The sequence below is a fragment of the Streptomyces durmitorensis genome, assembly GCF_023498005.1.
Classification (GTDB): Bacteria; Actinomycetota; Actinomycetes; order Streptomycetales; family Streptomycetaceae; genus Streptomyces; species Streptomyces durmitorensis.
Genome location: NZ_CP097289.1, coordinates 4,817,181 through 4,843,459 on the forward strand (window position 1 = coordinate 4,817,181; position 26,279 = coordinate 4,843,459).

Below are 26,279 nucleotides of genomic sequence, written 5' to 3' on the forward strand. Positions count from 1 at the left end.
AGTCCTTTCGAGGTGCGGCTCGTACGGCCGACTCAGATGTCGAGGAAACGAACGTCCTTGGCATTGCGCTGAATGAACGAGCGCCGTGCCTCGACGTCCTCTCCCATCAGCACCGAGAAGAGGTCGTCGGCCTGCGCCGCGTCGTCCAGGGTGACCTGGCCGAGAACGCGGTGGTCCTGGTCCATCGTCGTGATGCGCAGTTCCTCGGCGTTCATCTCACCGAGACCCTTGAAGCGCTGGACCGAGTCGTCCCTGATGCGCTTGCCCGCCTGGCGGCCGAGCTCGACCAGCGCGTCGCGCTCGCGGTCGGAGTACGCGTACTGGAAGTCGTCCCGGCTCCACTTGATCTTGTAGAGCGGCGGGCGTGAGAGGTAGACGTGCCCGGACTCGACGAGCGGCCGCATGAAGCGGAACAGGAAGGTCAGGAGCAGGGTGTTGATGTGCTGGCCGTCGACGTCGGCGTCCGCCATCAAGATGATCTTGTGATAGCGGAGCTTCTCGATGTCGAAGTCCTCGTGCACGCCCGTGCCGAAGGCCGAGATCAGGGCCTGGACTTCCTGGTTCTGCAGGATCTTGTCGATCCGCGCCTTCTCGACGTTCAGGATCTTGCCTCGGATGGGCAGGATCGCCTGGTACATCGGGTTGCGGCCGGACTTCGCCGAACCACCGGCGGAGTCACCCTCGACGATGAAGATCTCGCACTTCGTCGGGTCGTTCGACTGGCAGTCGCTCAGCTTGCCGGGCAGGGAGGCCGATTCGAGCAGGCCCTTGCGACGGGTCAGGTCGCGCGCCTTGCGGGCGGCGACACGGGCCGTGGCGGCCTGGATGCCCTTGCGGATGATGTCCGCGGCCTCGTTCGGATTGCGGTCGAACCAGTCCGTGAGGTGCTCGTGCACGACCTTCTGCACGAAGGTCTTCGCCTCCGTGTTGCCCAGCTTGGTCTTGGTCTGGCCCTCGAACTGCGGCTCGCCCAGCTTCACCGAGATGATCGCCGTCAGACCCTCGCGGATGTCCTCGCCCGTGAGGTTGTCGTCCTTCTCGCGCAGCAGCTTCTTCTCGCGCGCGTACCGGTTGACCAGGCCCGTCAGCGCGGCCCTGAAGCCCTCCTCGTGCGTACCGCCCTCATGCGTGTGGATCGTGTTCGCGAAGGAGTAGACACCTTCGGTGTACTGCGAGTTCCACTGCATGGCGATCTCGGCCGAGAGCATGCGCTCCTTGTCCTCGGCCTCGACGTCGATGACGGTCGGGTGGATCATCTCTCCCTTACGGGAGTTGAGGTACTTCACGAAGTCGACGATGCCGCCTTCGTAGTAGTACGCCACCGTGCGGGCCTCGGCGGCCTCGTCATCGGTCGCCTCGGCCGAGTCCGCACCCGCCGTCGCCTTGGCCGAGTCGCGCTCATCAGTGAGTTTGATGGTCAAACCCTTGTTGAGGAACGCCATCTCCTGGAAGCGCCGTGCCAGCGTCTCGAAGGAGTACTCGGTCGACTCGAAGACGTCCGGGTCGGCCCAGAAGGTGACCTGGGTGCCCGACTCGTCGACCGCCTCGTGCTTGGCGAGCGGGGCCGTCGGCACGCCCAGCTTGTAGTCCTGGGTCCAGCGGAAGCCGTCGCGCTTGATCTCGACCGCGAGCTTGGTCGACAGCGCGTTCACGACGGACACGCCGACGCCGTGCAGACCACCGGAGACGGCATAACCGCCGCCGCCGAACTTGCCGCCCGCGTGCAGGACGGTCAGAACGACCTCCACCGCGGGCTTCTTCTCCACGGGGTGCATGTCGACCGGGATGCCACGGCCGTTGTCGATCACGCGCACGCCGCCGTCGGCGAGGATCGTGACGTCGATGGTGTCCGCGTGTCCGGCGAGCGCCTCGTCGACGGAGTTGTCCACGACCTCCTGCACGAGGTGGTGCAGGCCACGCTCACCGGTCGAGCCGATGTACATGCCAGGTCGCTTGCGAACCGCGTCCAGACCCTCGAGGACGGTGATCGCGCTGGCGTCGTACGAGGCTGTGACCTCGCCGTTCTCGCCAGCGACGGTAGACGGGATGTTCTCGTTGGGGTTGCCGGAATCGGCCACGAAGCGCCCTTTCTGGCACAGCACAAGCCAAGCTTCCGGTGGTGGCCGGAGCGGCTGCGTCGTTCAGCGATAGTCAGCGTTGTTCTATGCGTCCCACAAGTGGGGCGGGATTAGCTTCCAGTCTACCGGTAGCGCCGACAGTGATGGGGGTTTGCCGGTACCTGAGTCCGCATGTGCCGTCCTGAACCGGCGTCGCCCGACTCCCCATATGCGGCCCGGGGCTCTAGGAGGCTCACAGCGGCACTCAGCGCTTCGGGGTGTCAACCTTCAGCTACCACCCGGTACGGGCTCAGCCGTAGGTGTCCCCGGGGCCCGTGCTGCCCGGCGCGCGCAAGGGTCCGAAGCGGCGCGGGGCGCCGCCGGGACCAAGGACCTTGATGAGGCGCACGGTGCCGTGGCCCAGGTCTTCGTTGAGGCGCGCGACCAGCTGGGGGGCCATGAGACGCAGCTGCGTCGCCCACGCCGTGGAGTCGCACTGCACGGTCAGGGTCCGCTCGTTCTCGTCGTACTTCTGCGGGACGCAGTGCTTGGCCAGGTCGTCGCCGACGATCTGCGGCCAGCGGCCCATCACCCCGCCGACCGCGGCCGGCGTCTCCCAGCCGCGCTCGGTGATCAGGCGGTTGATCGCGGAGCCGAGCGGCTGCGGGTCACGCCCGTCGGCGCGCGCGCCGGAACGGAGACCGCCCCTGCGGGCCTGCTTCTTCTGCTGCGCGGCATCGCCACGCGCGCGTGCCTGCTCCTTGGCGGCACGCAGGGCGACCCGGGCGAGATCGATGCCGGAGGGCTCGGGCGTCCTCGGCGTGTCCTTGGGAGCGTCCTGCGGGCCTTGGGAGGTGTCCTTGGCGGGCTCTTCGGCGCTCATACGCGTTCCCCGTACTTACTGCGCTCACTGCGCTCACTGCCGCGGCGCGTCATACGCGTTCCACCACGCCGTCCGCCACCGCGAACCGTGCCCCTGCGAGCACGCCCGGCACGTCGTCGTCCACCGCGGCCGTCACCAGGACCTGCTCGCCCGGCGCCACCAGCTCCGCGAGGCGCTCCCTGCGGCGCGCGTCGAGCTCCGCGAACACGTCGTCCAGGACGAGCACCGGTTCGTTCCCCTCGGCGCGCAGGAGGTCGTACGAGGCCAGCCGCAGCGCCAGGGCGTACGACCAGGACTCGCCATGGCTCGCGTACCCCTTCGCGGGGAGCTGGCCCAGTTTCAGGAGCAGGTCGTCGCGGTGCGGCCCGACCAGCGTCACGCCCCGCTCGATCTCCTGCTTGCGCGCCTCTTCGAGGGCGGCGATCAACTGCTCGTACAGAACGTCGCGCGTATGGCCCTCGCCCGGCGCCGACGGCTTGTACTCCAGCGCGACGGGCCCGCCGCCGGGTGCCAGCTGCTCGTACGCCTTGTCGGCGAGCGGCTGCAGCGCGGCGATCAGGTCGAGCCGCTGCGCGAGCAGTTCGGCGCCCGCGGCCGCGAGGTGCTGGTCCCAGACGTCGAGCGTGGACAGGTCCATGGAACGCCCGCCGTGCCGCCGCGCCAGGGCCGCCGACTTCAGGAGGGTGTTGCGCTGCTTCAGCACGCGGTCGTAGTCGGACCGCACGCCCGCCATGCGCGGGGAGCGCGCCGTGATCAGCTCGTCGAGGAAGCGCCGGCGCTCACCGGGGTCACCCTTGATCAGCGCTAGATCCTCGGGCGCGAAAAGCACCGTGCGTACGATGCCGAGCACATCACGGGGCCTGACCTGCGAGGACCTGTTGATACGGGCGCGATTGGCCTTGCCCGGATTGAGCTCGAGCTCGATCAGCTGCTGGCGCTCGCCCTGCCGGACCGCGGCCCGGACGACGGCGCGCTCGGCGCCCATGCGCACCAGCGGGGCGTCCGAGGAGACCCGGTGGCTGCCGAGCGTGGCGAGATAGCCGACGGCCTCCACGAGGTTCGTCTTGCCCTGGCCGTTGGGGCCCACGAACGCGGTGACGCCCGGATCGAGAGGGACCTCGACCCGGGCGTACGAGCGGAAGTCGGCCAGCGACAGATGCGTGACGTGCATGGTGTGCGCCGACCTCCCCCGGCTACTTCACTTGCTGAGCGGCCTGTGCGTAACCACTTGGATTGCGCACAGGCTGTGGATCAGTGCTCGCTCTTGGACTCGACCGCGTGACCGCCGAACTGGTTGCGCAGCGCCGCGATCATCTTCATCTGCGGGGAGTCGTCCTGCCGCGAGGCGAAGCGGGCGAAGAGCGAGGCCGTGATCGCGGGCAGCGGCACGGCGTTGTCGATGGCGGCTTCGACCGTCCAGCGGCCCTCTCCGGAGTCCTGCGCGAAGCCGCGCAGCTTCGCCAGGTGCTCGTCGTCGTCCAGGGCGTTGACCGCGAGGTCGAGCAGCCAGGAACGGATGACCGTGCCCTCCTGCCAGGAGCGGAAGACCTCGCGCACGTCCGTGACGGAGTCGACCTTCTCCAGGAGCTCCCAGCCCTCGGCGTAGGCCTGCATCATGGCGTACTCGATGCCGTTGTGAACCATCTTCGAGAAGTGGCCCGCGCCGACCTTGCCTGCGTGCACGGAACCGAAGTCGCCCTCGGGCTTGAGGGCGTCGAAGATCGGCTGGACCTTCGCGATGTTCTCGGCGTCACCGCCGTACATCAGCGCGTAGCCGTTCTTCAGGCCCCAGACGCCGCCGGAGACGCCGCAGTCGACGAAGCCGATGCCCTTGGCCGCGAGCTCCTCGGCGTGCTTCTCGTCGTCCGTCCAGCGGGAGTTTCCGCCGTCCACGACGACGTCGCCGGGCTGGAGCAGCTCGGCGAGCTCGTCGACGGTGGACTGCGTCGCGGCTCCGGCCGGAACCATCACCCATACGACACGCGGACCCTTGAGCTTGCCCACAAGCTCTTCGAGGCTGTGGACGTCCGCGACGTCCGGGTTGCGGTCGTATCCGATGACGGTGTGGCCTGCGCGGCGGATGCGCTCGCGCATGTTGCCGCCCATCTTGCCGAGGCCGACGAGACCGAGCTCCATCAGTGGTTCCTTAAGTAGCGATGTGGCGTGGAGGCACCTTCGTACCCGCGTCCGAGCCTACGCCCGGACGCACGCTCACACCTGTGGGCTCAGCCGCTCAGACGTACAGGCATGATCAGGTACTTGTACGCCTCGTCGGCCTCGGCATCCAGGGCGGGCTTGCCGCTCAGGAGCGCGGGCTTCGTCGACGTCGTGAACGACAGCTGGGCGACCGGGGAGTCGATCGCGCTCAGGCCGTCGAGCAGGAACGTCGGGTTGAAGGCGATCGAGACGTCGTCGCCGTCGAGCTGGGCGTCGACCCTTTCCACAGCCTGTGCGTCGTCGCTGGAGCCGGCCTCCAGGATCAGCACGCCCTGCTCGAAGCTGAGCCGCACCGGAGTGTTCCGCTCGGCCACCAGGGCGACGCGCTTCACGGCCTCGACGAACGGGGCGGTCTCGATGACCGCGATCGAGTTGAACTCCGTGGGGAAGAGCGTCTTGTACTTCGGCAGGTCGCCCTCGAGGAGACGCGTGGTCGTACGCCGGCCGGCGCCCTCGAAGCCGATCAGGCCCTCACCGGCACCGGAGCCGGACAGCGCCAGGGTGACCGTGTCGCCGCTCGTGAGCGCCTTGGCGGTGTCCAGGAGCGTCTTGGCGGGGACCAGGGCGACCGCGGAGGCCTCGGGGTTCTCCGGCTTCCACAGGAACTCGCGGACCGCGAAGCGGTAGCGGTCGGTGGAGGCGAGGGTGACCGTGTCGCCCTCGATCTCGATGCGTACGCCGGTCAGGACGGGCAGCGTGTCGTCGCGGCCCGCGGCGATGGCCACCTGGGCGGCAGCCGAAGCGAAGACCTCACCGGGGACCGTGCCGGTCGCGGTGGGCATCTGCGGCAGCGCGGGGTACTCCTCCACAGGAAGTGTGTGGAGTGTGAATCGCGAGGAGCCGCAGACCACCGTGGCCCGCACACCGTCTGTGGAGATCTCCACCGGACGGTTGGGAAGGGCGCGGCAGATGTCGGCGAGCAGGCGACCGGAGACGAGGACCGTGCCCTCGTCGTCGATCTCCGCGTCGACGGAGACACGCGCCGAGACCTCGTAGTCGAAGCTCGACAGGCTCAGTGCGCCTTCCTCGGCCTTCAGCAGCAGGCCCGCCAGGACAGGTGCCGGAGGCCGGGCCGGGAGACTGCGCGCCGCCCACGCCACCGCCTCTGCGAGTACGTCGCGTTCCACCCGGATCTTCACTTAGCCGCCCTCCTGCTGTTGCTGGCACTGGGGACCAGTCTGACGCACAGCACTGACAGTGGGTGCCCGTCGGGGTCAAGTCGTGACGAGCGGCGTCGGAGGTCCGGAGAGCGAGTTGTGCACAGGCCCCCCTTCCAAGCGAATTCCCCGGTGACTCTAAGTGGGAGTAGTAGTAGGGCCTGTGGAAACCGTGGATAACCGTGTTTTCGCAGGTCAGTGCCGGTTTTTTGTCCACCGAGCCTGTGGGCGGAGGCGGTGGACAACCGGTGGTTTCTGTGGACGGGGGAAAGTTCTGCACACCCGGTGCACAGGCAAGGGGTACTTCTCCCCAGCGCTGTCCCCAGCTTTACCCACCTTCCCCACAGGCCAACCGACCACGTTGGTGTGACGCCTTTCACTCGGCACGGTGACGGGGCGCGTTGCGTTGCCGAACAGTGGACAGCCGTGTGGAGAAGCTGGGGAAAGCTGGGGACAACCGACTCGAGCCTGTGGGTTGCCGGTGGACAAGTTCGTGCACACCCTGTGGACGAGATTTTCATCCACAGCCTGTGGAGGGCCGTCGTCCACGAATCCACAACCACCTGACCTGGATTGATGATCCTTCAGCAGGGTCCCCTGTGGACATCATCTGGACAACTTCCCGGTCCCCAGGGTGTGGAAGGAAAAAAGAGCCCAGATCTGTGGAGAACAGGCCTCTCAGCTGGGGAAATCGAACAGTGGAGGGGTGTGGAGGGGTGCAGACGGGGTCCACGCGCGCGTGCACAACGGCAAAGGGCGCCCCGGAAGTTGTCCCGGGGCGCCCTTCGAGAGCTTCTCAGCGCGTGTGTCAGCGCGTGTGTCAGCCGTTCTTGATGCGGTTGGTGAGCTCGGTGACCTGGTTGTAGATCGAGCGCCGCTCAGCCATCAGCGCGCGGATCTTGCGGTCCGCATGCATGACGGTCGTGTGGTCGCGGCCGCCGAACTGCGCGCCGATCTTGGGCAGCGAGAGGTCCGTCAGCTCACGGCAGAGGTACATCGCGATCTGGCGGGCCGTCACAAGGACGCGGCTGCGCGAGGATCCGCAGAGGTCGTCCACCGTAAGTCCGAAGTAGTCCGCCGTCGCGGCCATGATGGCCGGAGCCGTGATCTCCGGAGAGGCGTCCTCGCCGCCCGGGATCAGGTCCTTGAGGACGATCTCCGTCAGGCCCAGGTCCACCGGCTGCCGATTGAGCGAGGCGAAGGCCGTGACCCGGATCAGCGCGCCCTCGAGCTCACGGATGTTGCGTGAGATGCGGGACGCGATGAACTCCAGGACCTCCGGCGGGGCGTTGAGCTGCTCCTGCACCGCCTTCTTACGAAGGATGGCGATACGCGTCTCGAGCTCCGGCGGCTGGACGTCGGTGATCAGCCCCCACTCGAAGCGGTTGCGCAGCCGGTCCTCCAGCGTCACCAGCTGCTTGGGCGGCCGGTCACTGGAGAGAACGATCTGCTTGTTCGCGTTGTGGAGCGTGTTGAAGGTGTGGAAGAACTCCTCCTGCGTCGACTCCTTGCTCGCCAGGAACTGGATGTCGTCGACGAGCAGGATGTCCATCTCGCGGTACCGCTTGCGGAAGGTGTCGCCCTTGCCGTCGCGGATGGAGTTGATGAACTCGTTCGTGAACTCCTCGGAGCTCACGTAGCGCACGCGCGTGCCGGGATAGAGGCTGCGGGCGTAGTGCCCGATCGCGTGCAGAAGATGCGTTTTGCCGAGCCCGGACTCTCCGTAGATGAAGAGGGGGTTGTACGCCTTGGCGGGCGCCTCGGCGACGGCGACGGCCGCCGCGTGCGCGAACCGGTTCGAGGCGCCGATCACGAAGGTGTCGAAGAGGTACTTCGGGTTCAGGCGCGCGGTGGGCTCGCCGGGCGCCGACGCGGGGGCCGGCTGTGCGGCCAGCGGGCCGGGGGCGCCGTGGCCGTGGACGCCGTGGCCGTTGCCGTGGCCGCCGCCCCGGGGGTCATGGCCTCCGGAACCGGGCGACTGCTCGTGCCGCTCACGCCGGTCGTGGCGGTCCTGCTGGTCCTGCCGGTCCTGGCGGTGCTGTTCATACGGGGAGCGGCCCTGCGGCGGCTGCGAACGGTAGTCGTGCTGGGGCTGCTGGGGGCTCGCGTACGGATCCCGCTCGGGGAAGCCGAGCCGCGGCTGCTGCCAGCCGTAGTCGTCCTGCTGCTGGGGCTGCTGCTGCGGCCAGGCGCCGGGACCGGGGCGCTGGTAGTCGGGGTACGCGGGGCGGGCGGTCGGCAGCTGGTCGGGCCCGCGGCCCGAGGAGTGCTCGTCCGAGGTGCGGCGGCCGTAACCGTCGTACGAGTCATGTCCCTGACCGGGGCCGGGGTGCTGCTCGGGCTCGTCGTAGCGCTGCTGCTGTTGCTGGCCGGGCTGCTGCTGGAGGGGCGGCGCCGGCGGAGTGGGCCGGTCCATGGGGTCGCCGACCGAGTCGTCCACCGTGATGGCGATACGGATCGGGCGACCGCACTCGCGGCTCAGCGACTCACTGACGATGGGGGCGAGCCGTCCCTCGAGCACGCCCTTGGCGAACTCGTTCGGGACGGCGAGGAGCGCGGTGTCGGCCACCAGCGCCAACGGCTGACAGCGTTTGATCCAGCGCTCGTCCTTCGCGTCGATCCCGTGCCCCCGCCCCTCACCCAGCAGCTGCTCCAGAACTCGTGGCCACACTGCGGCAAGATCGGCAGGTACGTCAGCCACAAGGCACGCTCTCTCACGGGGTCCCACGAAGGTGTGGTTCTTGGGACGGAAATCGGGATGGGGAGGGAGAAGGGAATGAATCGGAGTTTGGCCAAGGTAGTCAGGGCAACGGCTGCGGTTCAAGTTGTTGTCCACAGGCTGTGCACAGTGTCTCTCCCTGACGGTCGGTTTGACCGGATGGCGTAGCCCCGCGTACCGTGACCAGGTCGAGTTGTCGATGGCTGCTGCCGCCTGCCTCCGATGGGCAAAGATCACGATCTGTGATTGTGAAGCGGTGCACTCGGTGCGTATTCGCGAGCTTCTCGTGGGCGCACGGTGACAGCCAGGCGATGTCCCGCCACCACACAATCATTTCTGGAGCCCCCGAGTGAGCAAGCGCACCTTCCAGCCGAACAACCGTCGCCGCGCCAAGACCCACGGCTTCCGCCTGCGGATGCGCACCCGCGCCGGCCGCGCGATTCTCGCGAACCGTCGTGGCAAGGGTCGCGCCAGCCTTTCCGCTTAATCGCATTAGGTCATGACGTCGTGCTGCCTACCGAGCATCGGCTGAGGCGGCGCGAAGACTTCGCGACCGCGGTACGCCGAGGACGACGGGCCGGACGCCCGCTTCTCGTCGTCCATCTACGTAGCGGTGCAACGGACCCGCACGCGCCTGGGGAGAGCGTTCCCCAGACGCGTGCGGGTTTCGTCGTGAGCAAGGCCGTTGGCGGAGCTGTCGTACGCAACAAGGTGAAGCGCAGGCTTCGCCATCTGATGCGTGACCGGGTGGCCCAGCTGCCCCCCGGTAGCCTGGTAGTCGTACGAGCGTTGCCCGGTGCGGGTGACGCCGCCCATGCACAGCTGGCCCAAGACCTGGACGCCGCTCTTCAGCGGCTGCTGGGAGGGGGCGCTCGATGAAGTACCCACTGCTGGCTCTGATCAAGCTGTATCAGTGGACGATCAGTCCTCTGCTTGGTCCGGTGTGCAAGTACTACCCGTCGTGCTCCCGCTACGGCTACCTGGCCATCGACCGGCACGGTGCCATCAAGGGAACGGCGCTTACGGCCTGGCGCATCCTGCGGTGCAATCCGTGGTCGCTCGGTGGTGTCGACCATGTCCCGCCGCGCAAGCGCCCGCGCTGGCACGAGATGCTGCGTGCCACGTGGCAGGAACGCAAGGGCGGGCCCTCCGCCGCTGGCGTGCCGTCCGGAGAGACCTCCCCGGATAACCCGAGCCCGGCCGCCGAGACCCCGTCCCATGCTCAAGGAGCCTGATTAGTGGACACGATTGCCAGTCTGTTCAGCTTCATCACGACACCCGTTTCCTGGGTCATCGTCCAGTTCCACTCTCTGTACGGGGCGATCTTCGGCCCTGACACGGGCTGGGCCTGGGGCTTGTCCATCGTGTCCCTGGTGATCCTGATCCGTATCTGCCTGATCCCGCTCTTCGTGAAGCAGATCAAGGCGACCCGGGCGATGCAGACGCTGCAGCCCGAGATGAAGAAGATCCAGGAACGCTACAAGAGCGACAAGCAGCGTCAGTCCGAAGAGATGATGAAGCTGTACAAGGAGTCGGGCACCAACCCGCTCTCCTCGTGCCTTCCCATCCTGGCGCAGTCGCCGTTCTTCTTCGCCCTGTACCACGTGCTCTCCGGCATCGCGTCGAACGACACCATCGGCGTCATCGACAAGCCGCTGCTCGAGAGCGCGCAGAAGGCGCACATCTTCGGCGCCCCGCTGGCCGCGAAGTTCATGGACAGCGAGGAAAAGGTCGCGGCGCTCCACGCCTCGCTGACCGACGTCCGCGTCGTGACCGCGATCATGATCGTCCTGATGTCGTTCTCTCAGTTCTACACACAGCGCCAGCTGATGACGAAGAACGTGGACACGACGGTCAAGACGCCGTTCATGCAGCAGCAGAAGATGCTGATGTACGTGTTCCCGATCATGTTCGCCGTGTTCGGCATCAACTTCCCCGTCGGTGTTCTCGTCTACTGGCTGACCACCAACGTGTGGACCATGGGCCAGCAGATGTTCGTGATCCGCCGGAACCCGACTCCGGGCTCCAAGGCCCAGGCCGCGTTCCTCGAGCGCCTGCAGAAGCAGCTCACGCACACCAAGAAGGTGCGGGGCCGTGGCAACACGAACGTCATCAAGGCGATCGTCGCCAAGGGCCGTGACCGCAACGAGTTCGAGCGCAAGTTCATCAACGGTCTGAGCAAGGAAGGCCTGGTGGCCCAGGCCGACGGTTCCGTCGCGCCGAGCGAGTCCGCCGTCGCCACGGAGACCGAGGACGGCACTCCGGCCGCCGGTGGCGGTGCCCCGAAGCGGCAGCAGCCCAAGCGTCAGAGCAAGTCGCAGCGCCAGTCCGCCGCCGCACACGGCAAGGCGGAGAGCGACACGGAGACGCCTTCGGATGCGAAGACGTCGCTGGAGAAGACTCCGGACGAGCCTGAGGACGCCGCTCCCAAGGGCAAGGCCGCGGGCGGCAAGACCGGGTCAGGGAACGCACGCAGCCAAGCCAAGTCCGGGCAGCGCAAGGGCCAGCAGCGCCCCAAGCACCCGACGAAGAAGTAGAAGGAGTCCATCCCGTGACGGAAGGCACCACCGCCCCCGCCGAGGCCGAGGTCGAGGCCGGCGACACTCTTACCCGCCTTGAGCAGGAGGGCGAGATCGCGGCGGACTACCTCGAGGGTCTGCTGGACATCGCCGATCTCGACGGCGACATCGACATGGACGTCGAGGCCGACCGCGCCGCTGTCTCGATCATCAGCGACTCGAACAGCCGCGATCTGCAGAAGCTCGTCGGCCGTGACGGTGAGGTCCTGGAGGCGCTCCAGGAGCTGACGCGCCTCGCGGTGCACCGTGAGACCGGTGACCGCAGCCGCCTGATGCTGGACATCGCGGGCTACCGCGCCAAGAAGCGCGAGGAGCTCTCCGAGCTGGGTGCCAAGGCCGCGGCCGAGGTGAAGAGCTCCGGTGAGCCGGTCAACCTCAAGCCGATGACGCCCTTCGAGCGCAAGGTCGTGCATGATGCGGTCAAGGCCGCCGGTCTGCGCAGCGAGTCGGAGGGCGAGGAGCCGCAGCGCTTCGTCGTTGTGCTTCCCGCCTGATCGCACGTCGTTTTCCCGGCCCCGTCTGTTCACAGGCGGGGCCGGTCTTTTCAGCCTGATAGTCAGCCACCCCAGTGCGGTACGGAAGGACGGTCCCCGTGACGGAGGCAGCGGAGCTCCCCTCGGCGCCCGAGCAGGCCCGGGCGGTATTCGGTGAGCGCTTCTCGGACGCGGTCCGGTACGCGGAGTTGCTGGCCGATGCGGGAGTGCAGCGCGGCCTGATCGGTCCTCGCGAAGTGCCTCGACTGTGGGAGCGGCATCTGCTGAACTGCGCGGTCCTCTCCGAGGTCGTGCCCGAGAACGTAATGGTCTGTGATGTCGGCTCGGGGGCGGGCCTGCCGGGCATTCCGCTGGCTCTCGTCCGGCCGGACCTGAAGATCACGTTGCTTGAACCCCTGCTGCGCCGGACGACCTTTCTCACCGAAGTGGTCGAGCTGCTCGGACTCGACCACGTGACGGTGGTGCGTGGGCGCGCCGAGGAGGTCCTTGGCAAGCTGCCTCCCGTCCACGTGGTGACCGCGCGGGCCGTTGCGCCACTGGACCGTCTTGCGGCCTGGGGAGTGCCTCTCCTGCGCCCCTATGGGGAGATGCTGTTGCTCAAGGGCGACACGGCCGAGGAAGAGGTCAAGGCCGCGGGGGCCGCTCTGGGCAAGCTCGGCGCGGTGACCACCTCGGTGCTGCACGTCGGTGAGGGAGTGGTGGACCCGCTGTCAACGGTCGTGCGGGTGGAGGTCGGGGAGAGCCCCGGCGGTGTGCGCTTCGCGGCCAAGCGCGCGAAGGCTGCCCGGACGGGGCGGACGCGGCGTCGTCGCTGAGCGATTACACCCTCGTCGTTCATCCGTCCTGACGACGAGCCGTACTCCACAAAAGCTGCCAAACGTACGCATACCGGGGTGTCGCGCAAGCGGCACCCCGGCTGCCGTGCATCGTGTTTCACGTGAAACGTCGCTCACTGCTGCATGGCATCATCAGTCGCGGCCGCGCTGCGGAACCTCGCGACCGGCGGCCACTCGGTTCCCTCGATAAGGGAACGGAGTTGTCCACAGAGGTGGATTCGTCCACAGAAGACCGGGCCTCGCTGGTTCACGACCCTCAAAGCATGGGAGGCTCTGTTCATTGCGAGCCTGAAGTCGAGGAGAGTGAATCCTTGCGGTCCGACGCCAACATCGCGGGACCGATGACCGATCCGGTCCCCGGTCCCCGTACCGAGTCGGCGGGGGAGGATGTTTCACGTGAAACACCGCCCCCGATGGACGACACCCCTATCGGTCGTGCTGCCCAACTGGCGGTGGAAGCCCTGGGCCGTGCAGGCGAGGGCCTGCCACGACCCGAGCAGACCCGAGTCATGGTGGTTGCCAATCAGAAGGGTGGAGTGGGCAAGACGACGACAACCGTCAACCTCGCCGCTTCGCTCGCTCTGCACGGCGCGCGCGTCTTGGTCATCGACCTCGACCCGCAGGGCAACGCCTCCACGGCTCTGGGCATCGACCACCACGCGGAAGTGCCGTCCATCTACGACGTGTTGATCGACAGCAAGCCGCTCTCCGAAGTCGTGCAGCCGGTCCCTGATGTCGAGGGACTGTTCTGCGCCCCGGCCACCATCGATCTCGCCGGTGCGGAGATCGAGCTGGTGTCACTGGTGGCGCGGGAGAGCCGACTGCAACGGGCGATCCAGGCGTACGAGCAGCCGCTGGACTACATCCTCATCGACTGCCCTCCGTCGCTCGGTCTGCTGACGGTCAACGCTCTGGTTGCCGGCGCGGAGGTGCTGATCCCCATCCAGTGCGAGTACTACGCACTGGAAGGCCTCGGCCAGCTCCTGCGCAACGTCGATCTGGTGCGGGGGCACCTCAACCCCCATCTGCACGTCTCGACGATCCTGCTCACCATGTACGACGGCCGCACCCGGCTCGCCTCACAGGTGGCGGACGAGGTGCGCACCCACTTCGGCGAGGAGGTCCTGCGGACGAGCATTCCCCGCTCGGTCCGCATCTCCGAGGCGCCGAGCTACGGCCAGACCGTGCTCACCTACGATCCGGGGTCGAGCGGTGCCCTCTCGTACTTCGAGGCGGCACGGGAGATCGCGCTACGCGGCGTCGGTATTCGCTACGACGTACAGCACGCCCACATGGGCGCCCAGAATGATCAGCACAGCACGACGGAGGGGATGCAGTGAGCGAGCGACGGAGAGGGCTGGGCCGTGGCCTCGGCGCCCTGATCCCTGCGGCCCCGACGGAGAAGTCGACCGCCCAGGCCATGAGTGGAGCTTCGGCTTCCCCCAGTGCCGTACCGGTGCTCACCGCCGAGCGGGGTGTGGCGGCCGCGAAGGTGGCGGCGCTCCCGCAGAGCCCCGTTTCACATGAAACGGAGCAGCCGCCGAACGCAGCGGTGGAGGCCGAGGAGAGTCCTGTCGGTGCGCACTTCGCCGAACTGCCTCTCGACTTCATCACGCCCAACCCGAGGCAGCCCCGTGAGGTCTTCGACGAGGATGCCCTCGCCGAGCTGGTGACCTCCATCAAGGAGGTCGGGCTTCTCCAGCCTGTCGTCGTACGGCAGGTAGGGCCCTCGCGCTACGAGCTCATCATGGGCGAGCGGCGCTGGCGGGCTTGCCGTGAGGCAGGGCTTGAGCGCATCCCGTCGATCGTCCGCGCGACGGACGACGAGAAGCTTCTCCTGGACGCGCTCCTTGAGAACCTGCACCGTGCGCAGCTGAACCCGCTGGAAGAGGCTGCCGCCTACGACCAGCTGCTCAGGGACTTCAACTGCACACACGATCAGCTGGCGGACCGGATCGGCCGTTCCCGCCCGCAGGTCTCGAACACGCTGCGGCTGCTGAAGCTGTCCCCGGCGGTACAGCGCAGGGTCGCTGCCGGAGTGCTCTCCGCGGGCCATGCTCGTGCTCTGCTGTCCGTCGAGGACTCGGAGGAGCAGGACCGCCTGGCGCATCGGATCGTGGCCGAGGGTCTCTCGGTGCGTGCTGTCGAGGAGATCGTGACCCTCATGGGTTCGCGGCCGCAGAGTGCCCCGCGGGCCAAGGGGCCGCGTGCGGGCGGTCGGGTGTCGCCGTCGCTGACCAGCCTCGCCACTCGTCTCTCCGACCGGTTCGAGACCCGCGTGAGGGTGGACCTGGGGCAGAAGAAGGGCAAGATCGTCGTCGACTTCGCTTCGCTGGAAGACCTGGAGCGCATCCTCACGACCCTCGCCCCGGGCGAGGGTCCGGTTCTGAAGAACGGACTCGCCGAGGACTCCGCCGAGGACGAGGCATCCGAGGGCGAAGAGGCCTGAGCCTCATCAGCCAGTCCGCAAGAGCGGGCCGTGTCCGGTGTGTACCGGAACACGGCCCGCTCTTTGCTTTCTTACGGTATCGGTGCAATCGCATCGTGGATACGATGCGATTGGGTATGGCGCATCCAGCTGGCGACACCTCATTGGGGAGGGGAGGGCCATGCGATCGGTGAGCCGCACCGGATTGATGACTGCGGGCCTTGGGCTGGGAGCCGTCGGCGGATTCGTCGGCAGCCTGCTGAAGGAACGGAGCGCTCTGACTGCCGCCCGTGATGCGGCGGGCGAAGGAAGTGAGGAACAGCCTTCATGGGGCGTCGGCTCGTACCGCTCACGCTGGACAACCTTCCGGACCTTCCCCAGCGTTGCCGGACGTGTGTCTTCTGGGAGCTGGACCCGGTCAGCGGCCAAGCCGCGGTAAAGGCCGGTACGCCGGAGCTGGAGAAGGAAGCGTGGATCTCCGCCGTCCTGCTGGAGTGGGGATCGTGCGGCCGAGTCGTCTACGTCGACGATGTTCCAGTGGGCTTCGTGCTGTACGCCCCGCCGGCGTACGTGCCACGCGCCACCGCCTTCCCGACAAGCCCCGTGTCCCCCGATGCCGTGCAGCTGATGACCGCCTGGATCATGCCGGGCTATCAGGGCCAGGGGCTCGGCCGGGTGATCGTCCAGACGGTGGCGAAGGATCTGCTGCGACGCGGGTTCAAGGCGATCGAAGCCTTCGGTGATGCTCGGTGGGAGAAGCCCGCGTGTGTGCTGCCCGCCGATCATCTACTGGCGGTGGGCTTCAAGACGGTCCGTCCGCATCCCTCGTATCCACGGCTGAGGCTTGAGCTGCGTACGACGCTCTCCTGGAAGGAGGACGTCGAGTTGGCGCTCGACCGACTGCTCGGGGCGGTGCAGAAGGAGCCTGTGCTCCGACCGCTCTGACCCCCACACCCGGCACTCACTCCAGCTGTTCACTCCTGTCATGCGAACCTGTCATGCGAATGGGCCAACCCCGGAGGGTTGGCCCATTCGTGTTTCACGTGAAACATCGCGTCGCTCGTTGCGACGCCGCTCGCTACTCGGCGATGAAGTCCGCGAGGTCGCGCTCCAGAGCGGCCTTCGGCTTGGCGCCGACGATCGTCTTGGCCACCTCGCCACCCTGGTACACGTTCAGGGTCGGGATGGACATGACGCCGTACTTGGCGGCGATGCCCGGGTTCTCGTCGATGTTGAGCTTGACGATCTCGATCTTGTCGCCGTGCTCGGCCGCGATCGCCTCGAGGGACGGGGCGATCTGGCGGCACGGACCGCACCAGGCGGCCCAGAAGTCCACCAGGACGGGCTTGTCGTTCTTCAGGACGTCTTCCTCGAAGGAGGCGTCGGTCACGTTCTTCAGAGTGCCGGCCACGGCGGGCTCCTTAACTTGGTGGTGCGGTGGGGAGGATGGGATGTCAGACGGCGGCGGCGGCCGTCTCGCTGTCCGCGAGGGCAGCGAGGAACCGCTCGGAGTCGAGGGCGGCGGAGCAGCCGGTGCCGGCCGCCGTGATCGCCTGGCGGTACGTGTGGTCGACGACGTCACCGGCGGCGAAGACACCGGTCTGGTTCGTCCGGGTCGAGGGAGCCTCGACCTTCAGGTAGCCCTCGTCGTCCAGGTCGAGCTGGCCCTTGAAGAGCTCGGTGCGCGGGTCGTGGCCGATCGCGATGAACAGGCCGGTCACGGGCAGCTCGGCGGTCTCGCCCGTCTTCAGGTTGCGCAGCGTCAGACCGGAGAGCTTCTGCTCGCCCTTGATCTCGGCGACCTCGCTGTCCCAGATGAACTTGATCTTCGGGTCGGCGAGAGCGCGGTCCTGCATCGCCTTGGAGGCGCGCAGGCTGTCGCGGCGGTGCACGATCGTCACGGACTTGGCGAAGCGGGAGAGGAAGGTGGCCTCCTCCATCGCGGTGTCGCCGCCGCCGATCACGGCGATGTCCTGGTCCTTGAAGAAGAAGCCGTCGCAGGTCGCGCACCAGGAGACACCGCGGCCGGAGAGTGCGTCCTCGTTCGGCAGGCCGAGCTTGCGGTGCTGGGAGCCCGTGGTCACGATCACGGACTTCGCGCGGTGCACGGTGCCCGCCGTGTCCGTCACGGTCTTGATCTCGCCGCTGAGGTCGACGGAGATCACATCGTCCGGCACCAGCTCGGCGCCGAAGCGCTCGGCCTGGGCCCGCATGTTGTCCATGAGCTCGGGGCCCATGACGCCGTCCTGGAAGCCGGGGAAGTTCTCCACCTCGGTGGTGTTCATCAGCGCACCGCCTGCGGTGACGGCGCCCTCGAACACCAGGGGCTTCAGCGACGCTCGCGCGGTGTAGAGCGCCGCCGTGTAGCCGGCGGGCCCGGAGCCGATGATGATCACGTTACGGACGTCGGTCACGGCTTGATTCCTCGTCTCTGGAGACTGCTGCGTACTGCTGGTGGGTGCCTGTCTCAGGTCTCTCACCCCACCCAACGGATCCTACGGGGCATGCATTCCCGACGTGTCCGAGCGCACGGAAGCAAGTCAGGGACGTCAGGATGCCACGCTGGGCCGACTCTCCCGCCGCGACGGCGAGAGAGTCAGGGCCGCGCGTAGGAGTTGGTCAGCAGTACCTTGCCCGCAGCGGTGGCCGACGACGGCTTGTCCACGCACGTCGCGTCGATGACGTACGCGGAGACCTTCGTGTTGTCGGAGTCATGGGACGCCACAACGAGGTAGGCGTCCTTCCCCTTGTATGTGCCCTTCTCGGCGGCGAGCGGTGTCCTCTCGCCGATGCCGAGTTGGATGCACTGCGGGACGGTGACGGTGGACTCGCGCATCGGGGCGTTCTTGTCCTTCGGGGACTCCGGGCTGGACCGCACGCCGAAGGACGGCTCGTCGCTGCCGGAATCGGGTCCCGTGGTGGGTGCCTTGGCGAGCAGGTCGGTCACTTGGCCCTTGAGCTTGTCCTCGGAGAAGGCGTGCGCGGAGTCGGAGTGGCCGGACGCGGTGTCGCTCTTGCCTCCCGAGTCGTCGCCCACGTTCTGTATCAACAAGGAACCGAGACCGATGGCGGCCGCCGTGAAGACGGCACCGAGCACTACGTTGCGCCGACGGCCGGTCCGGAACTTGCTTCCGCGTCCAGGCCCCGTGGCGGCGCGGGGGTGCCCCGCGGGCCGGTCCGCATGCGGGCTGGAGGCGGGGGTGCGAGAAGACCCGGACGGCTTGGAGGGTTCACCTGCGGCGGGCGTTGTTTCACGTGAAACACGCACGGCGGCCGCAGGCGTCACCATCGGGTCCGGCTCGATCGGCTCGACGGAGCCCGGTGCGATGGAGTCCAGCAGGGCTTCCGCCGCCAGTGCCGCGTCGATGCGCCCGGCGATGTCTGCCGGCATCCGCGGCGGACCCGGCAGCGTGCCGAGCATGCCCCGGATCTCCTCCAGGGAGTCGTAGACATCGGCGCAGAGCGGGCAGTCGTCCAGGTGCCGTCGGACATCGACGGTCCGGGAGGGGGTGAGTAGCCCTTCCGTGAGGTCGGAGATCTCAGCGACTTCTGGGTGCCCGGCCGAGTCGGTCGTGGTTGTCACGCTCGCCCACCTCCGCCCTTCGCAGCAGCTGAATCGCTTGGTCCCGCATCCCGTGGTCCCGCTGCAGGTGGGACGGATGTCCCCTGCGTCCGGTTCCTTCCCGGGCCCGACTTCTTGCCGTCCTTGTCGTCGCCGCTGTCTCCGCGCTGCGTACGGGGCTCCGTACGCAGGTGGGTGAGCAGCGGCAGCAGTCTGGCTCTGCCGCGTGCGCAGCGGCTCTTCACGGTGCCGGTGGGCACCTCGAGCACCTGGGCTGCTTCGGCCACTGGATAGCCCTGCATGTCCACCAGGACGAGGGCGGCGCGTTGGTCGTGCGGCAGGGTGCCCAGTGCCTCGACGAGTTCGCGGTGCAGATCGCCGCGCTCGACGGGAGCGGCCGCCGACTCGTGCGGCTCGAGGAGCTGCTCGAGCCGTTCGGTGTCGTCGATGGGAGAGGTCTTCCGGGACGCCGCCTTGCGTGCCCGGTCGAGGCAGGCGTTCACGGTGATCCGGTGCAGCCACGTCGTGACGGCCGACTGCCCGCGGAAGGTGTGCGCGGCACGGTAGGCGGACACCAGGGCGTCCTGGACGGCGTCAGCGGCCTCCTCGCGGTCGCCCAGCGTGCGCAGGGCCACGGCCCACAGGCGGTCGCGATGGCGCCGGACAAGCTCGCCGAAGGCGTCCTTGTCCCCTTCCACATGGCTGGCCAGGAGGTCCTGGTCGTTCATCTCGCCGTACGTGGTGTCGTCCACCGTCGAACCCCCTCCCCCGATGAGCCTCGGCCCTCAGCCCGCGAACTTCACGTCCGTGATGGCCTGCTTGTACCCCGCGCTGCTGTACTCATCACGGGGTGACTGCGGTACATCGGTGAGCCAGACGAGTACGTACTGCGTCTTGACCGGTTTCTTCGCCTTGATCTTGGCGCTCTTGCCCGTGGTCGTGACGGTCCCGATCTTCTTCATCGCGCTCGGAGGCGTCGACGAGGACATCGAGTCCGTGGCGTACAGCTCGACAGTCGTGTGGTCGCCGCCGTAGCGGAGCCCGAGCGACGCGGTCGACACGTCCTCTTCCTTGCCGAGGTCGTAGACGATTCCGACGCCGGGCTTGTACGGGGCGAGCTTGGGGCCCTCTATGAAGCTCTTGGACCGCCAGTACGTCGAGTCGTCGCCGTCATACGTGTTGGGGACGCCCTGAACATCCTGGGGACCGCCCTCGAGGACGTACTCCTGGCCGCTCGTGATCTTGATCGGATGCGTCGGCTTCGGCTTGTTCTTGTCGCCCTCGTCGGAGGTGTCCGAGCTGCCGGGGTCCTCGGAGTTCCCCCGGTCCAGCAGCGCGTCCGCGAGCTGCCAGCTGCCGAGACCCAAGGCTGCGATGAGCAGTGCGGACACGGCCCACTTGAGGGCCTTGCCGGTACGGCTCTGCAGCGGGGGCGGCGGGGTCGGCACCGGCTGGGTGGCTCCCGGACGGGGCGCGGTGCGGCCGTACGTGCCCTGCTGGTAGGTCGTGCGCTGGTACTCGGGCGGTGCGGTGAACGCGGGCTCCGGCGGGCGGATGCGGGGCATCTCACCGATCGCCTTCACCAGCTCCTCCGGCGTCGTGCACGGCGGCTCCTGGCGGGAGGCGGTCGCACCCTCGTTCACGAGCGCGCGCATGGCGAGCTCGGAGAGGCCCCTGTGCACGCCTGCGCGCACCTGGTCGGGGGCGATCAGGCCGACGCCCTTGGGCAGCCCGGAGAGGCCGTACGCGTCGTCCTCGTACGGCCAGCGCTGGGTCAGCGAGGCGTACAGCAGTGCGCCGACCGCTTCGGTGTCCGTGCGCTGCGGGGTGTCGGAGCTGATGCCGCGGAGCGCCGCGTTCACGGCGAGGCCGCGGATGCGGTACTGACCGGAGGAGGTCCGCAGCACCGCGCTCGGGGTCAGCCGCAGGTGGGCGAGACCCTCACGGTGAGCGGCCGCCATGGCCTGGGCGACCTGGCTGACGAGTTGGTACGCGTCGTGCGCCTCAAGAGGGCCCGCAGCGAGCAGCGCGGTGAGTTCCGTGGCGTCGGGCAGCCACTCGTGCACCACGTAGACGAGGTCGTTCTCCTCGACCGCGTCCAGGACGTGCACGAAGCGGGGGTCGCCGAGCAGCGCCGACGAGCGGGCCGCGGCGAGCACTGATCGTGCCCGTGGATGGTCGGCGGGCAGCAGATGCACGCCGACGGCCCGGCGGAGCTTCTCGTCCACCGCACGCCAGCTGCTGAAACCGTCCAGACGGGTGACGCACTCTTCGAGTCGGTAGCGTCTGGCGAGCTTGTGACCGCTGTGCAGCTCGGGGGGTGATGCCGCCCCCGGGCTTGTGGGCCCACCGGTCTCTGCTGCGCCTTCTTCTGCCGTTTCCCGCTCCCGGGTCTGGGCCACCCCGTCGGCCGTGGCCTCGTCCGCTTTCGCGGTCAGCGGCTCATCGCCGCTGTTGTCTGCCACGTCGACGGCAGCCGTGCTCCGTTCCGCCACCGTCGTTCCTGCCTCCCCATCCATCGCGCTTCGTCAGACGCCAAAGCCAATTGTGCCCACAGTCCGGCGCTATGCACGACACGCGGTGGCCGGTGATGGTTGTGCGAACCCCTGGATCTCACCGTCCGAGACGGCCGCGGACCATCCCGACCATGGAATTGAGCTCCGCAATCCGCATCTTTCGGGCAGCCACGAAGAAGATGCCTCCGAGGACGATTCCGCCGGCCACCAAAGCGATGAGGGAACCACCGGCGCCGTCGCCCAGAGCCTTGAGGATCCCGAAGCCGACCGCGCCGCCGAGGATCGCCGCCGGGATGCACGCCATGGCGAGCCGGGCGTAGGTACGCAGGACGTGGGTGCCGTCCAGATCGCCGCCGAGGCGGTTGCGCAGCCTGCGCCAGGCGACACCGACGCCGACCGCGTAGGCGAGGCCGTACGAGGCGGCCATGCCGATCACAGCCCACTGGGCGGGCAGGAGGACATAGGCGAGGCAGCTCGCCGCCGCGTTGACGGCCGCCACGATGACCGTGTTGTAGAAGGGCGTCCGGGTGTCCTCGTAGGCGTAGAAGCCGCGCAGGACGACGTACTGCACCGAGTACGGGATCAGGCCCAGGCCGAACGCCATCAGGACGAAGCCCATGGACCGGGCTGCCTCGCTGCCGCTGGAGGCGAACAGCAGGGTGCACATCGGGACGCCGAGGGCGACGAACGCGAAGGCGACCGGGACGATCGCCACCGCGGAGGTGCGCAGCCCCTGTGAGATGTCGTCGCGGACCGCGCCGGGGTCGTTGTCATGGGCCGCCCGCGAGATGCGGGGCAGCATGGCCGCCATGACGGAGACGGTGATGATGGCCTGTGGCATGCCCCAGATCAGCTGGGCGTTGGAGTAGGCCATGATGCCTGTGCCGTCCTTGCCGGAGGCCTTGCCCGCGGCGGTGGCCAGCTGGGTGACCACGAGCACGCCGGCCTGGTTGGCGAGGACGAAGAGCACCGTCCACTTGGCGAGCTTGACCGCCTTGCCGAGGCCGTGGCCCTTCCAGTCGAAGCGCGGCCGGAACCGGAAGCCCGTCTCGCGCAGATACGGGATCATCGCCAGGGCCTGGACGACCAGACCGAGCAGCGTGCCGATGCCCAGGAGACGGACACCGTCCGCGGGGATCGACTCGACCCTCATGCCCGAGTCGCCGGAGGTTCCGTAGACCCAGATGAACAGCCCGAAGGTGAAGATCATGACGATGTTGTTGAGGACCGGGGTCCACATCATCGCGCCGAACTTCCCGCGGGCGTTGAGGATCTGGCCCATCACCACGTGCACGCCCATGAAGAAGATGGTGGGCAGGCAGTAGCGGGCGAAGGTGACCGCGACGTTGTTGGCCGGCGGGTTGTTCGCGATGGGGGTCGACATCAGCTTGATCAGCAGCGGCGCCGCGAAGACGGCCAGGGCGACGATGAGGCCGAGCGCGACCATGACCAGGGTCAGCAGGCGGTTGGCGTAGGCCACGCCGCCGTCCTTGTCGTCCTTCATGGCACGCACCAGCTGCGGCACGAAGACCGAGTTGAGGCCACCGCCGACGGTCAGGATGTAGATCATCGTCGGCAGCGTGTACGCGACGGTCCAGGCGTCACCGAGGGTCGCGGCGCCGAGGGCCGCGGTGATCACCATGGTGCGGACGAAACCGGTGAGCCGGGAGACCATCGTGCCCGCGGCCATCACCGCGCTCGACTTCAGCAGGCTTGACGCCCGTCCGCCGCCGCCGGACTTCGGGGCCGGTGCGGGAGTCGGGGGAGCTGCCGGGGCCGGGACCATCGGGGGCTCGGGGGGCTGGTAGCCGCCCTGCTGCTGATAGCCGTTGCCCTGGGGGTAGCCGTTGCCGGGGGGATAGCCGTTGCCTTGGGGGTATCCGTCCTGGGGATAGCCGCCGCCCTGCTGATAGGTGGCGTCCTGCTGCTCGCGGTAGCCGCCCGGCTGCTGGTCCCGGAAGAGGTGGGCGAAGGCGTCCGGCTCGTGGCGCTCCTCGCCGGCCTGGGTGACCAGGTCGTCGACGCCCACGAACTGCGTCGTGCGGGCGTCGTCGCCGTACGGGAGGTGCCGGGTCGGGCCTTCGGGTTCGGGGGCCGGGGTCTGGGCCCACACGCGGGGGTCCGGGGCGTGCTGCGGGGAGGGCGGCTGAGCGTAGAGCGGCTGGGGGTCCTGGTAGTAACCGGGAGGCGGCGGGGGGTGCGCGGCGCGGTCGTACAGCGCCTCGGTCACCGGGTCCTGGGCGGCGAGATCCTGTGCTCGGTAGGGGTCCTGGTCGTAGGCATCCTGGAGGTACACGTCCGGGGCAGGCTGGGGTGGCACCTGCCCGTCCTCCGGAGGACCGGAACCGCCCGCGCCCTGGCCACGGTCACCGTCGTACGGCGCGTTCATGGATTACCCCACCTCATCGTCCCCGGGCCCACCGGCCACGACATCGCTCAACGGTCCACTCTCTCACCCGTGTCCGACGGGTCGGTGCTTTCCGGAGCGGTGTCCGGTGTCGGGTCACTCGGCTGCTCGGGGTCGTCCTCGCCGGACTCCGTGCCGGACGCGCCGTCCGGGCCGTCCTCAGGGCCTTCCTCGGCCTGCTGCCGGGAGGCCCGCTTGCGCTGGGTGTACATCCGGAATCCGGCGAGCACCAGAAGCAGCACGCCGCCCGCGATGACCAGCATCACGGTGAGGGTGATCTCGGTGACGTTCACGTCGAACTGGACCCGGTCGCCGTACGGCTGGCCGTCCTCGGTGTAGAGCTGGGCGTAGACCGGGACCGGGCCGTTGGCGTTGGCCGTGGTGGTGAACTTCACCGACTGGGCGTGGCCGCCCGCGACCTTGACCGGCTGTTCCGAGTAGGCCTTGCCACCGATCTTCAGACGCGTGGGGTTTTCCGACGTCAGACGCAGAACCATGTGGTCGACGCCTTGGACCAGGTTGTTCTGCACCGTCACCGGGATCGTCGCGCTGCGCCCCGAGAGCTTCGCGTCGGACTTCTTGATCAGCGCCACCTGGTCGATGAGTGTCGTCAGGTAGTTGTCCACGCCCTGGCGGTAGGTCGCCGCCTCGGCGGGCCTGCCCCGCCAGGACGTCGACATCTCGCGGTCTATGGCCCGCCCGAAGGGCGTGATGACGCGGTCGGGCTCGCTGAGGATCGTCTGGAAGCGGTTGAGCTTGTTCTGGGTGTTCTGAATGGACTTGAAGGCCGACTTCGGCAGCTCCTGCTTGCGCAGCGCCGCCGGATAGGAGCCGGCCGAAGGCACCTGGGTCGTGGCCGACGGGTCCGGCTTGGCCTTCGCCGCTGCCGACAGGTCCTGCGGCTGCGACCAGCGGTCGTCGGAGAGGGTGGTCAGCGCCTTCGCCATCGCCTGGGCCTGGCTGGCGGACGGCATGCGCTGAGGAGCGACGACGATGCTCCGCTGCTTGTCCGGATCCTGCAGCGTGACCATCAGGCTCTGGGCGAGGAACTCCTGCACGGCGAGCGTGGAGCTCTCGGCCCCCGTCATGTCGCCCTGGAAGGCCGTGGAGAGGCGTGCGTCGGCCACCACGGCTGTCGTGCCGCCGCCGATGGGCCGGGCGGCGTTGGGTGTGTACGGCAGCGCGCTGCCGTCACGCAGGCTGTCGCTCCGGGCGATCACCGTGTGGGCGCCCGCCGAGGTGGAGACGTCGACGATCGACGGATCGAGGGCGCCGTCCACGGGCCACGCGAAGTCCGACTGCGGCTTGACGTGGAGGATGGAGTCCACGGCCAGCGCTCCCGAAACGGTGGCGTCCTTGAGCTGGCCCAGGGAACCGGTGACGGTCTTGCCGTTGTGAGCGAGCGAGGCCAGGTCGGGGTCGGCGAAGGGCAGCGCGACGACCTTCTCGTCCTTCACGGCCTGCTCGAGCTTGTTGAGCCACTCCTTGGCGACCGCCTGGCCCTTGCCCGCCGTGGTGCTCTTGCCGTCGGCGGTCTGTACCCGATAGTTCCGCGTCATCGCGTCGACCGAGGCCAGCAGGTCGGGATCGATGACCCAGGTGACGTCGAGCTCGCTGCCCAGGGACAGCATCTGCTCCAGGCGACCGCCGGGGGCGAGCTCCTTGGCCAGGTCGTCGTCCGTGAAGACGGGCGTCTGCTGCTCGTCCGAGCCGGTCTCCGCCGTGAGGTGTGCGGTGGAGATGAGCGGCCACAAATAGGTCGTCTTGGTCTTCGTGTCAGCGGCGCCCGACTGCCACGGCAGGAAGGTCCGCTCGAAGCCGAGCACCTGGGACCACGGCTGGGCGGCGGTCCGGCCGGTGAGCGAGACACCGAGCTGGTAGACGCCGTCGGCGCCGAGATCCAGCGCCTTGACCGGCACGGAGATGCTGAAGTCCTGACGGATGCCGGGGGCCAGCTTGGAGAACTTCTTGACGTACTTGCCGCCGACTTCCGTGCCGTCGGCTCCGGCCTGGTAGCCGGTGCGCTTGGCGGCGGAGTCGATCTGGCTCCGGCCGTTGAGGACCGGCCCCAGGCGCAGCCCGACCTCGGCTCCCGTGATCGCCTGCTTGCCCTCGTTGGTGACCGTGCCGGAGACGGTGACCGTGTCCCCGTCCGTCGGAGCGGTGGGTGTGAGTTTGTTCAGCGAGACGTCGACGGTGTTCGAACCGGTGGCGTCTGCCGCCGCGCCCGCGTCCGCGCTCGGCGCCGCGGCGTGCGCGGTCGGCTCCGCCGACAGCTGCAGCATGCCGGTCAGCAATGGGGCCCCAGCCAGCAACGCTGCCGTACGCCGCAGCCACCGGCGGGCAGGTGAGGGACTGGTCCCCGGGAAGTCTGCCGCCTCGGCCACGCGTTGCCCGTCCTCGTCGTCGTCAGTGGTCGTCGGT

22 protein-coding genes are annotated in these 26,279 nt (G+C 68.3%); 9 read left to right on the plus strand and 13 right to left on the minus strand.

What is annotated here, in order from left to right; genetic code table 11:
• Nucleotides 1-32: 32 nt before the first annotated feature.
• The 6 genes from gyrB to dnaA form a co-directional block, all read right to left on the minus strand.
• Nucleotides 33-2,102, minus strand: coding sequence for a DNA topoisomerase (ATP-hydrolyzing) subunit B (gene gyrB, locus M4V62_RS21575; RefSeq protein ID WP_283779101.1), 2,070 nt, complete (start codon nt 2,100-2,102; stop codon nt 33-35).
• Nucleotides 2,103-2,367: 265 nt separating this feature from the next.
• The gene (locus M4V62_RS21580; RefSeq protein WP_249588891.1) at nt 2,368-2,940 is read right to left on the minus strand and encodes a DciA family protein; all 573 of its coding nucleotides are present in this window, start codon (nt 2,938-2,940) and stop codon (nt 2,368-2,370) included.
• A gap of 49 nt (nt 2,941-2,989) precedes the next feature.
• Nucleotides 2,990-4,111, minus strand: coding sequence for a DNA replication/repair protein RecF (gene recF, locus M4V62_RS21585; RefSeq protein ID WP_249588892.1), 1,122 nt, complete (start codon nt 4,109-4,111; stop codon nt 2,990-2,992).
• Nucleotides 4,112-4,191: 80 nt separating this feature from the next.
• Nucleotides 4,192-5,076 (minus strand): phosphogluconate dehydrogenase (NAD(+)-dependent, decarboxylating), encoded by an 885-nt coding sequence (gnd, locus tag M4V62_RS21590; protein WP_249588893.1) that lies wholly within the window; start codon nt 5,074-5,076, stop codon nt 4,192-4,194.
• 89 nt (nt 5,077-5,165) lie between these two features.
• Nucleotides 5,166-6,296: a DNA polymerase III subunit beta gene (gene dnaN / locus M4V62_RS21595; RefSeq protein ID WP_249588894.1), complete on the minus strand. Its 1,131-nt coding sequence runs from the start codon at nt 6,294-6,296 to the stop codon at nt 5,166-5,168.
• 838 nt (nt 6,297-7,134) lie between these two features.
• Complete coding sequence (gene dnaA / locus M4V62_RS21600) at nt 7,135-9,015, minus strand: chromosomal replication initiator protein DnaA (protein ID WP_283779102.1); 1,881 nt, start codon at nt 9,013-9,015, stop codon at nt 7,135-7,137.
• Between the two features lie 367 nt (nt 9,016-9,382).
• Between dnaA and rpmH the strand changes: the two genes are divergently transcribed.
• The 9 genes from rpmH (at nt 9,383) to M4V62_RS21645 (ending at nt 16,315) form a co-directional block, all read left to right on the plus strand.
• Complete coding sequence (gene rpmH, locus M4V62_RS21605) at nt 9,383-9,520, plus strand: 50S ribosomal protein L34 (protein WP_006381191.1); 138 nt, start codon at nt 9,383-9,385, stop codon at nt 9,518-9,520.
• Nucleotides 9,521-9,540: 20 nt separating this feature from the next.
• Complete coding sequence (gene rnpA / locus M4V62_RS21610) at nt 9,541-9,912, plus strand: ribonuclease P protein component (RefSeq protein ID WP_249588895.1); 372 nt, start codon at nt 9,541-9,543, stop codon at nt 9,910-9,912.
• Entirely contained in the window at nt 9,909-10,268 is a 360-nt protein-coding gene (gene yidD / locus M4V62_RS21615; protein WP_249588896.1) for a membrane protein insertion efficiency factor YidD, read from the plus strand. Before rnpA ends, yidD begins: the two co-directional genes overlap by 4 nt.
• A gap of 3 nt (nt 10,269-10,271) precedes the next feature.
• A complete protein-coding gene (yidC, locus tag M4V62_RS21620; protein ID WP_249588897.1) occupies nt 10,272-11,570 on the plus strand; it encodes a membrane protein insertase YidC in 1,299 nt (432 codons plus the stop codon).
• A 14-nt stretch (nt 11,571-11,584) separates the two neighbouring features.
• Nucleotides 11,585-12,106: a Jag family protein gene (locus M4V62_RS21625; RefSeq protein WP_135332061.1), complete on the plus strand. Its 522-nt coding sequence runs from the start codon at nt 11,585-11,587 to the stop codon at nt 12,104-12,106.
• 98 nt (nt 12,107-12,204) lie between these two features.
• A complete protein-coding gene (gene rsmG / locus M4V62_RS21630; protein ID WP_249588898.1) occupies nt 12,205-12,921 on the plus strand; it encodes a 16S rRNA (guanine(527)-N(7))-methyltransferase RsmG in 717 nt (238 codons plus the stop codon).
• A 284-nt stretch (nt 12,922-13,205) separates the two neighbouring features.
• Complete coding sequence (locus tag M4V62_RS21635) at nt 13,206-14,282, plus strand: ParA family protein (RefSeq protein ID WP_283779165.1); 1,077 nt, start codon at nt 13,206-13,208, stop codon at nt 14,280-14,282.
• Complete coding sequence (locus M4V62_RS21640) at nt 14,279-15,391, plus strand: ParB/RepB/Spo0J family partition protein (RefSeq protein WP_249588899.1); 1,113 nt, start codon at nt 14,279-14,281, stop codon at nt 15,389-15,391. The genes M4V62_RS21635 and M4V62_RS21640 overlap by 4 nt, the downstream gene beginning before the upstream one ends.
• Nucleotides 15,392-15,697: 306 nt before the next feature.
• A complete protein-coding gene (locus tag M4V62_RS21645) occupies nt 15,698-16,315 on the plus strand; it encodes a GNAT family N-acetyltransferase (RefSeq protein WP_249588900.1) in 618 nt (205 codons plus the stop codon).
• A gap of 133 nt (nt 16,316-16,448) precedes the next feature.
• Here M4V62_RS21645 and trxA read toward each other — a convergent pair whose 3' ends face one another.
• The 7 genes from trxA to M4V62_RS21680 form a co-directional block, all read right to left on the minus strand.
• Nucleotides 16,449-16,781, minus strand: a complete 333-nt coding sequence (gene trxA / locus M4V62_RS21650; RefSeq protein WP_135332065.1) for a thioredoxin — start codon at nt 16,779-16,781, stop codon at nt 16,449-16,451.
• 43 nt (nt 16,782-16,824) lie between these two features.
• Nucleotides 16,825-17,784: a thioredoxin-disulfide reductase gene (trxB, locus tag M4V62_RS21655; protein ID WP_249588901.1), complete on the minus strand. Its 960-nt coding sequence runs from the start codon at nt 17,782-17,784 to the stop codon at nt 16,825-16,827.
• A gap of 182 nt (nt 17,785-17,966) precedes the next feature.
• A complete protein-coding gene (locus M4V62_RS21660; protein WP_249588902.1) occupies nt 17,967-18,953 on the minus strand; it encodes a hypothetical protein in 987 nt (328 codons plus the stop codon).
• Complete coding sequence (sigM, locus tag M4V62_RS21665) at nt 18,950-19,684, minus strand: RNA polymerase sigma factor SigM (protein WP_283779103.1); 735 nt, start codon at nt 19,682-19,684, stop codon at nt 18,950-18,952. Before sigM ends, M4V62_RS21660 begins: the two co-directional genes overlap by 4 nt.
• Before the next feature lie 33 nt (nt 19,685-19,717).
• Nucleotides 19,718-21,427, minus strand: coding sequence for a protein kinase family protein (locus M4V62_RS21670; protein ID WP_249588903.1), 1,710 nt, complete (start codon nt 21,425-21,427; stop codon nt 19,718-19,720).
• 118 nt (nt 21,428-21,545) lie between these two features.
• Nucleotides 21,546-23,837, minus strand: a complete 2,292-nt coding sequence (murJ, locus tag M4V62_RS21675; RefSeq protein WP_249588904.1) for a murein biosynthesis integral membrane protein MurJ — start codon at nt 23,835-23,837, stop codon at nt 21,546-21,548.
• 47 nt (nt 23,838-23,884) lie between these two features.
• Nucleotides 23,885-26,242: a DUF6049 family protein gene (locus M4V62_RS21680; protein WP_249592924.1), complete on the minus strand. Its 2,358-nt coding sequence runs from the start codon at nt 26,240-26,242 to the stop codon at nt 23,885-23,887.
• Between the last annotated feature and the right edge of the window lie 37 nt (nt 26,243-26,279).

What these genes read in the sequence shown, in the direction of transcription:
- gnd (WP_249588893.1), bottom strand. Translation starts at nt 5,076, where the DNA reads ATGGAGCTCGGTCTCGTCGGCCTCGGCAAGATGGGCGGCAACATGCGC.
- M4V62_RS21580 (WP_249588891.1), bottom strand. Translation starts at nt 2,940, where the DNA reads ATGAGCGCCGAAGAGCCCGCCAAGGACACCTCCCAAGGCCCGCAGGAC.
- yidD (WP_249588896.1), top strand. Translation starts at nt 9,909, where the DNA reads ATGAAGTACCCACTGCTGGCTCTGATCAAGCTGTATCAGTGGACGATC.
- M4V62_RS21635 (WP_283779165.1), top strand. Translation starts at nt 13,206, where the DNA reads ATGGGAGGCTCTGTTCATTGCGAGCCTGAAGTCGAGGAGAGTGAATCC.
- murJ (WP_249588904.1), bottom strand. Translation starts at nt 23,837, where the DNA reads ATGAACGCGCCGTACGACGGTGACCGTGGCCAGGGCGCGGGCGGTTCC.
- M4V62_RS21645 (WP_249588900.1), top strand. Translation starts at nt 15,698, where the DNA reads ATGGGGCGTCGGCTCGTACCGCTCACGCTGGACAACCTTCCGGACCTT.
- recF (WP_249588892.1), bottom strand. Translation starts at nt 4,111, where the DNA reads ATGCACGTCACGCATCTGTCGCTGGCCGACTTCCGCTCGTACGCCCGG.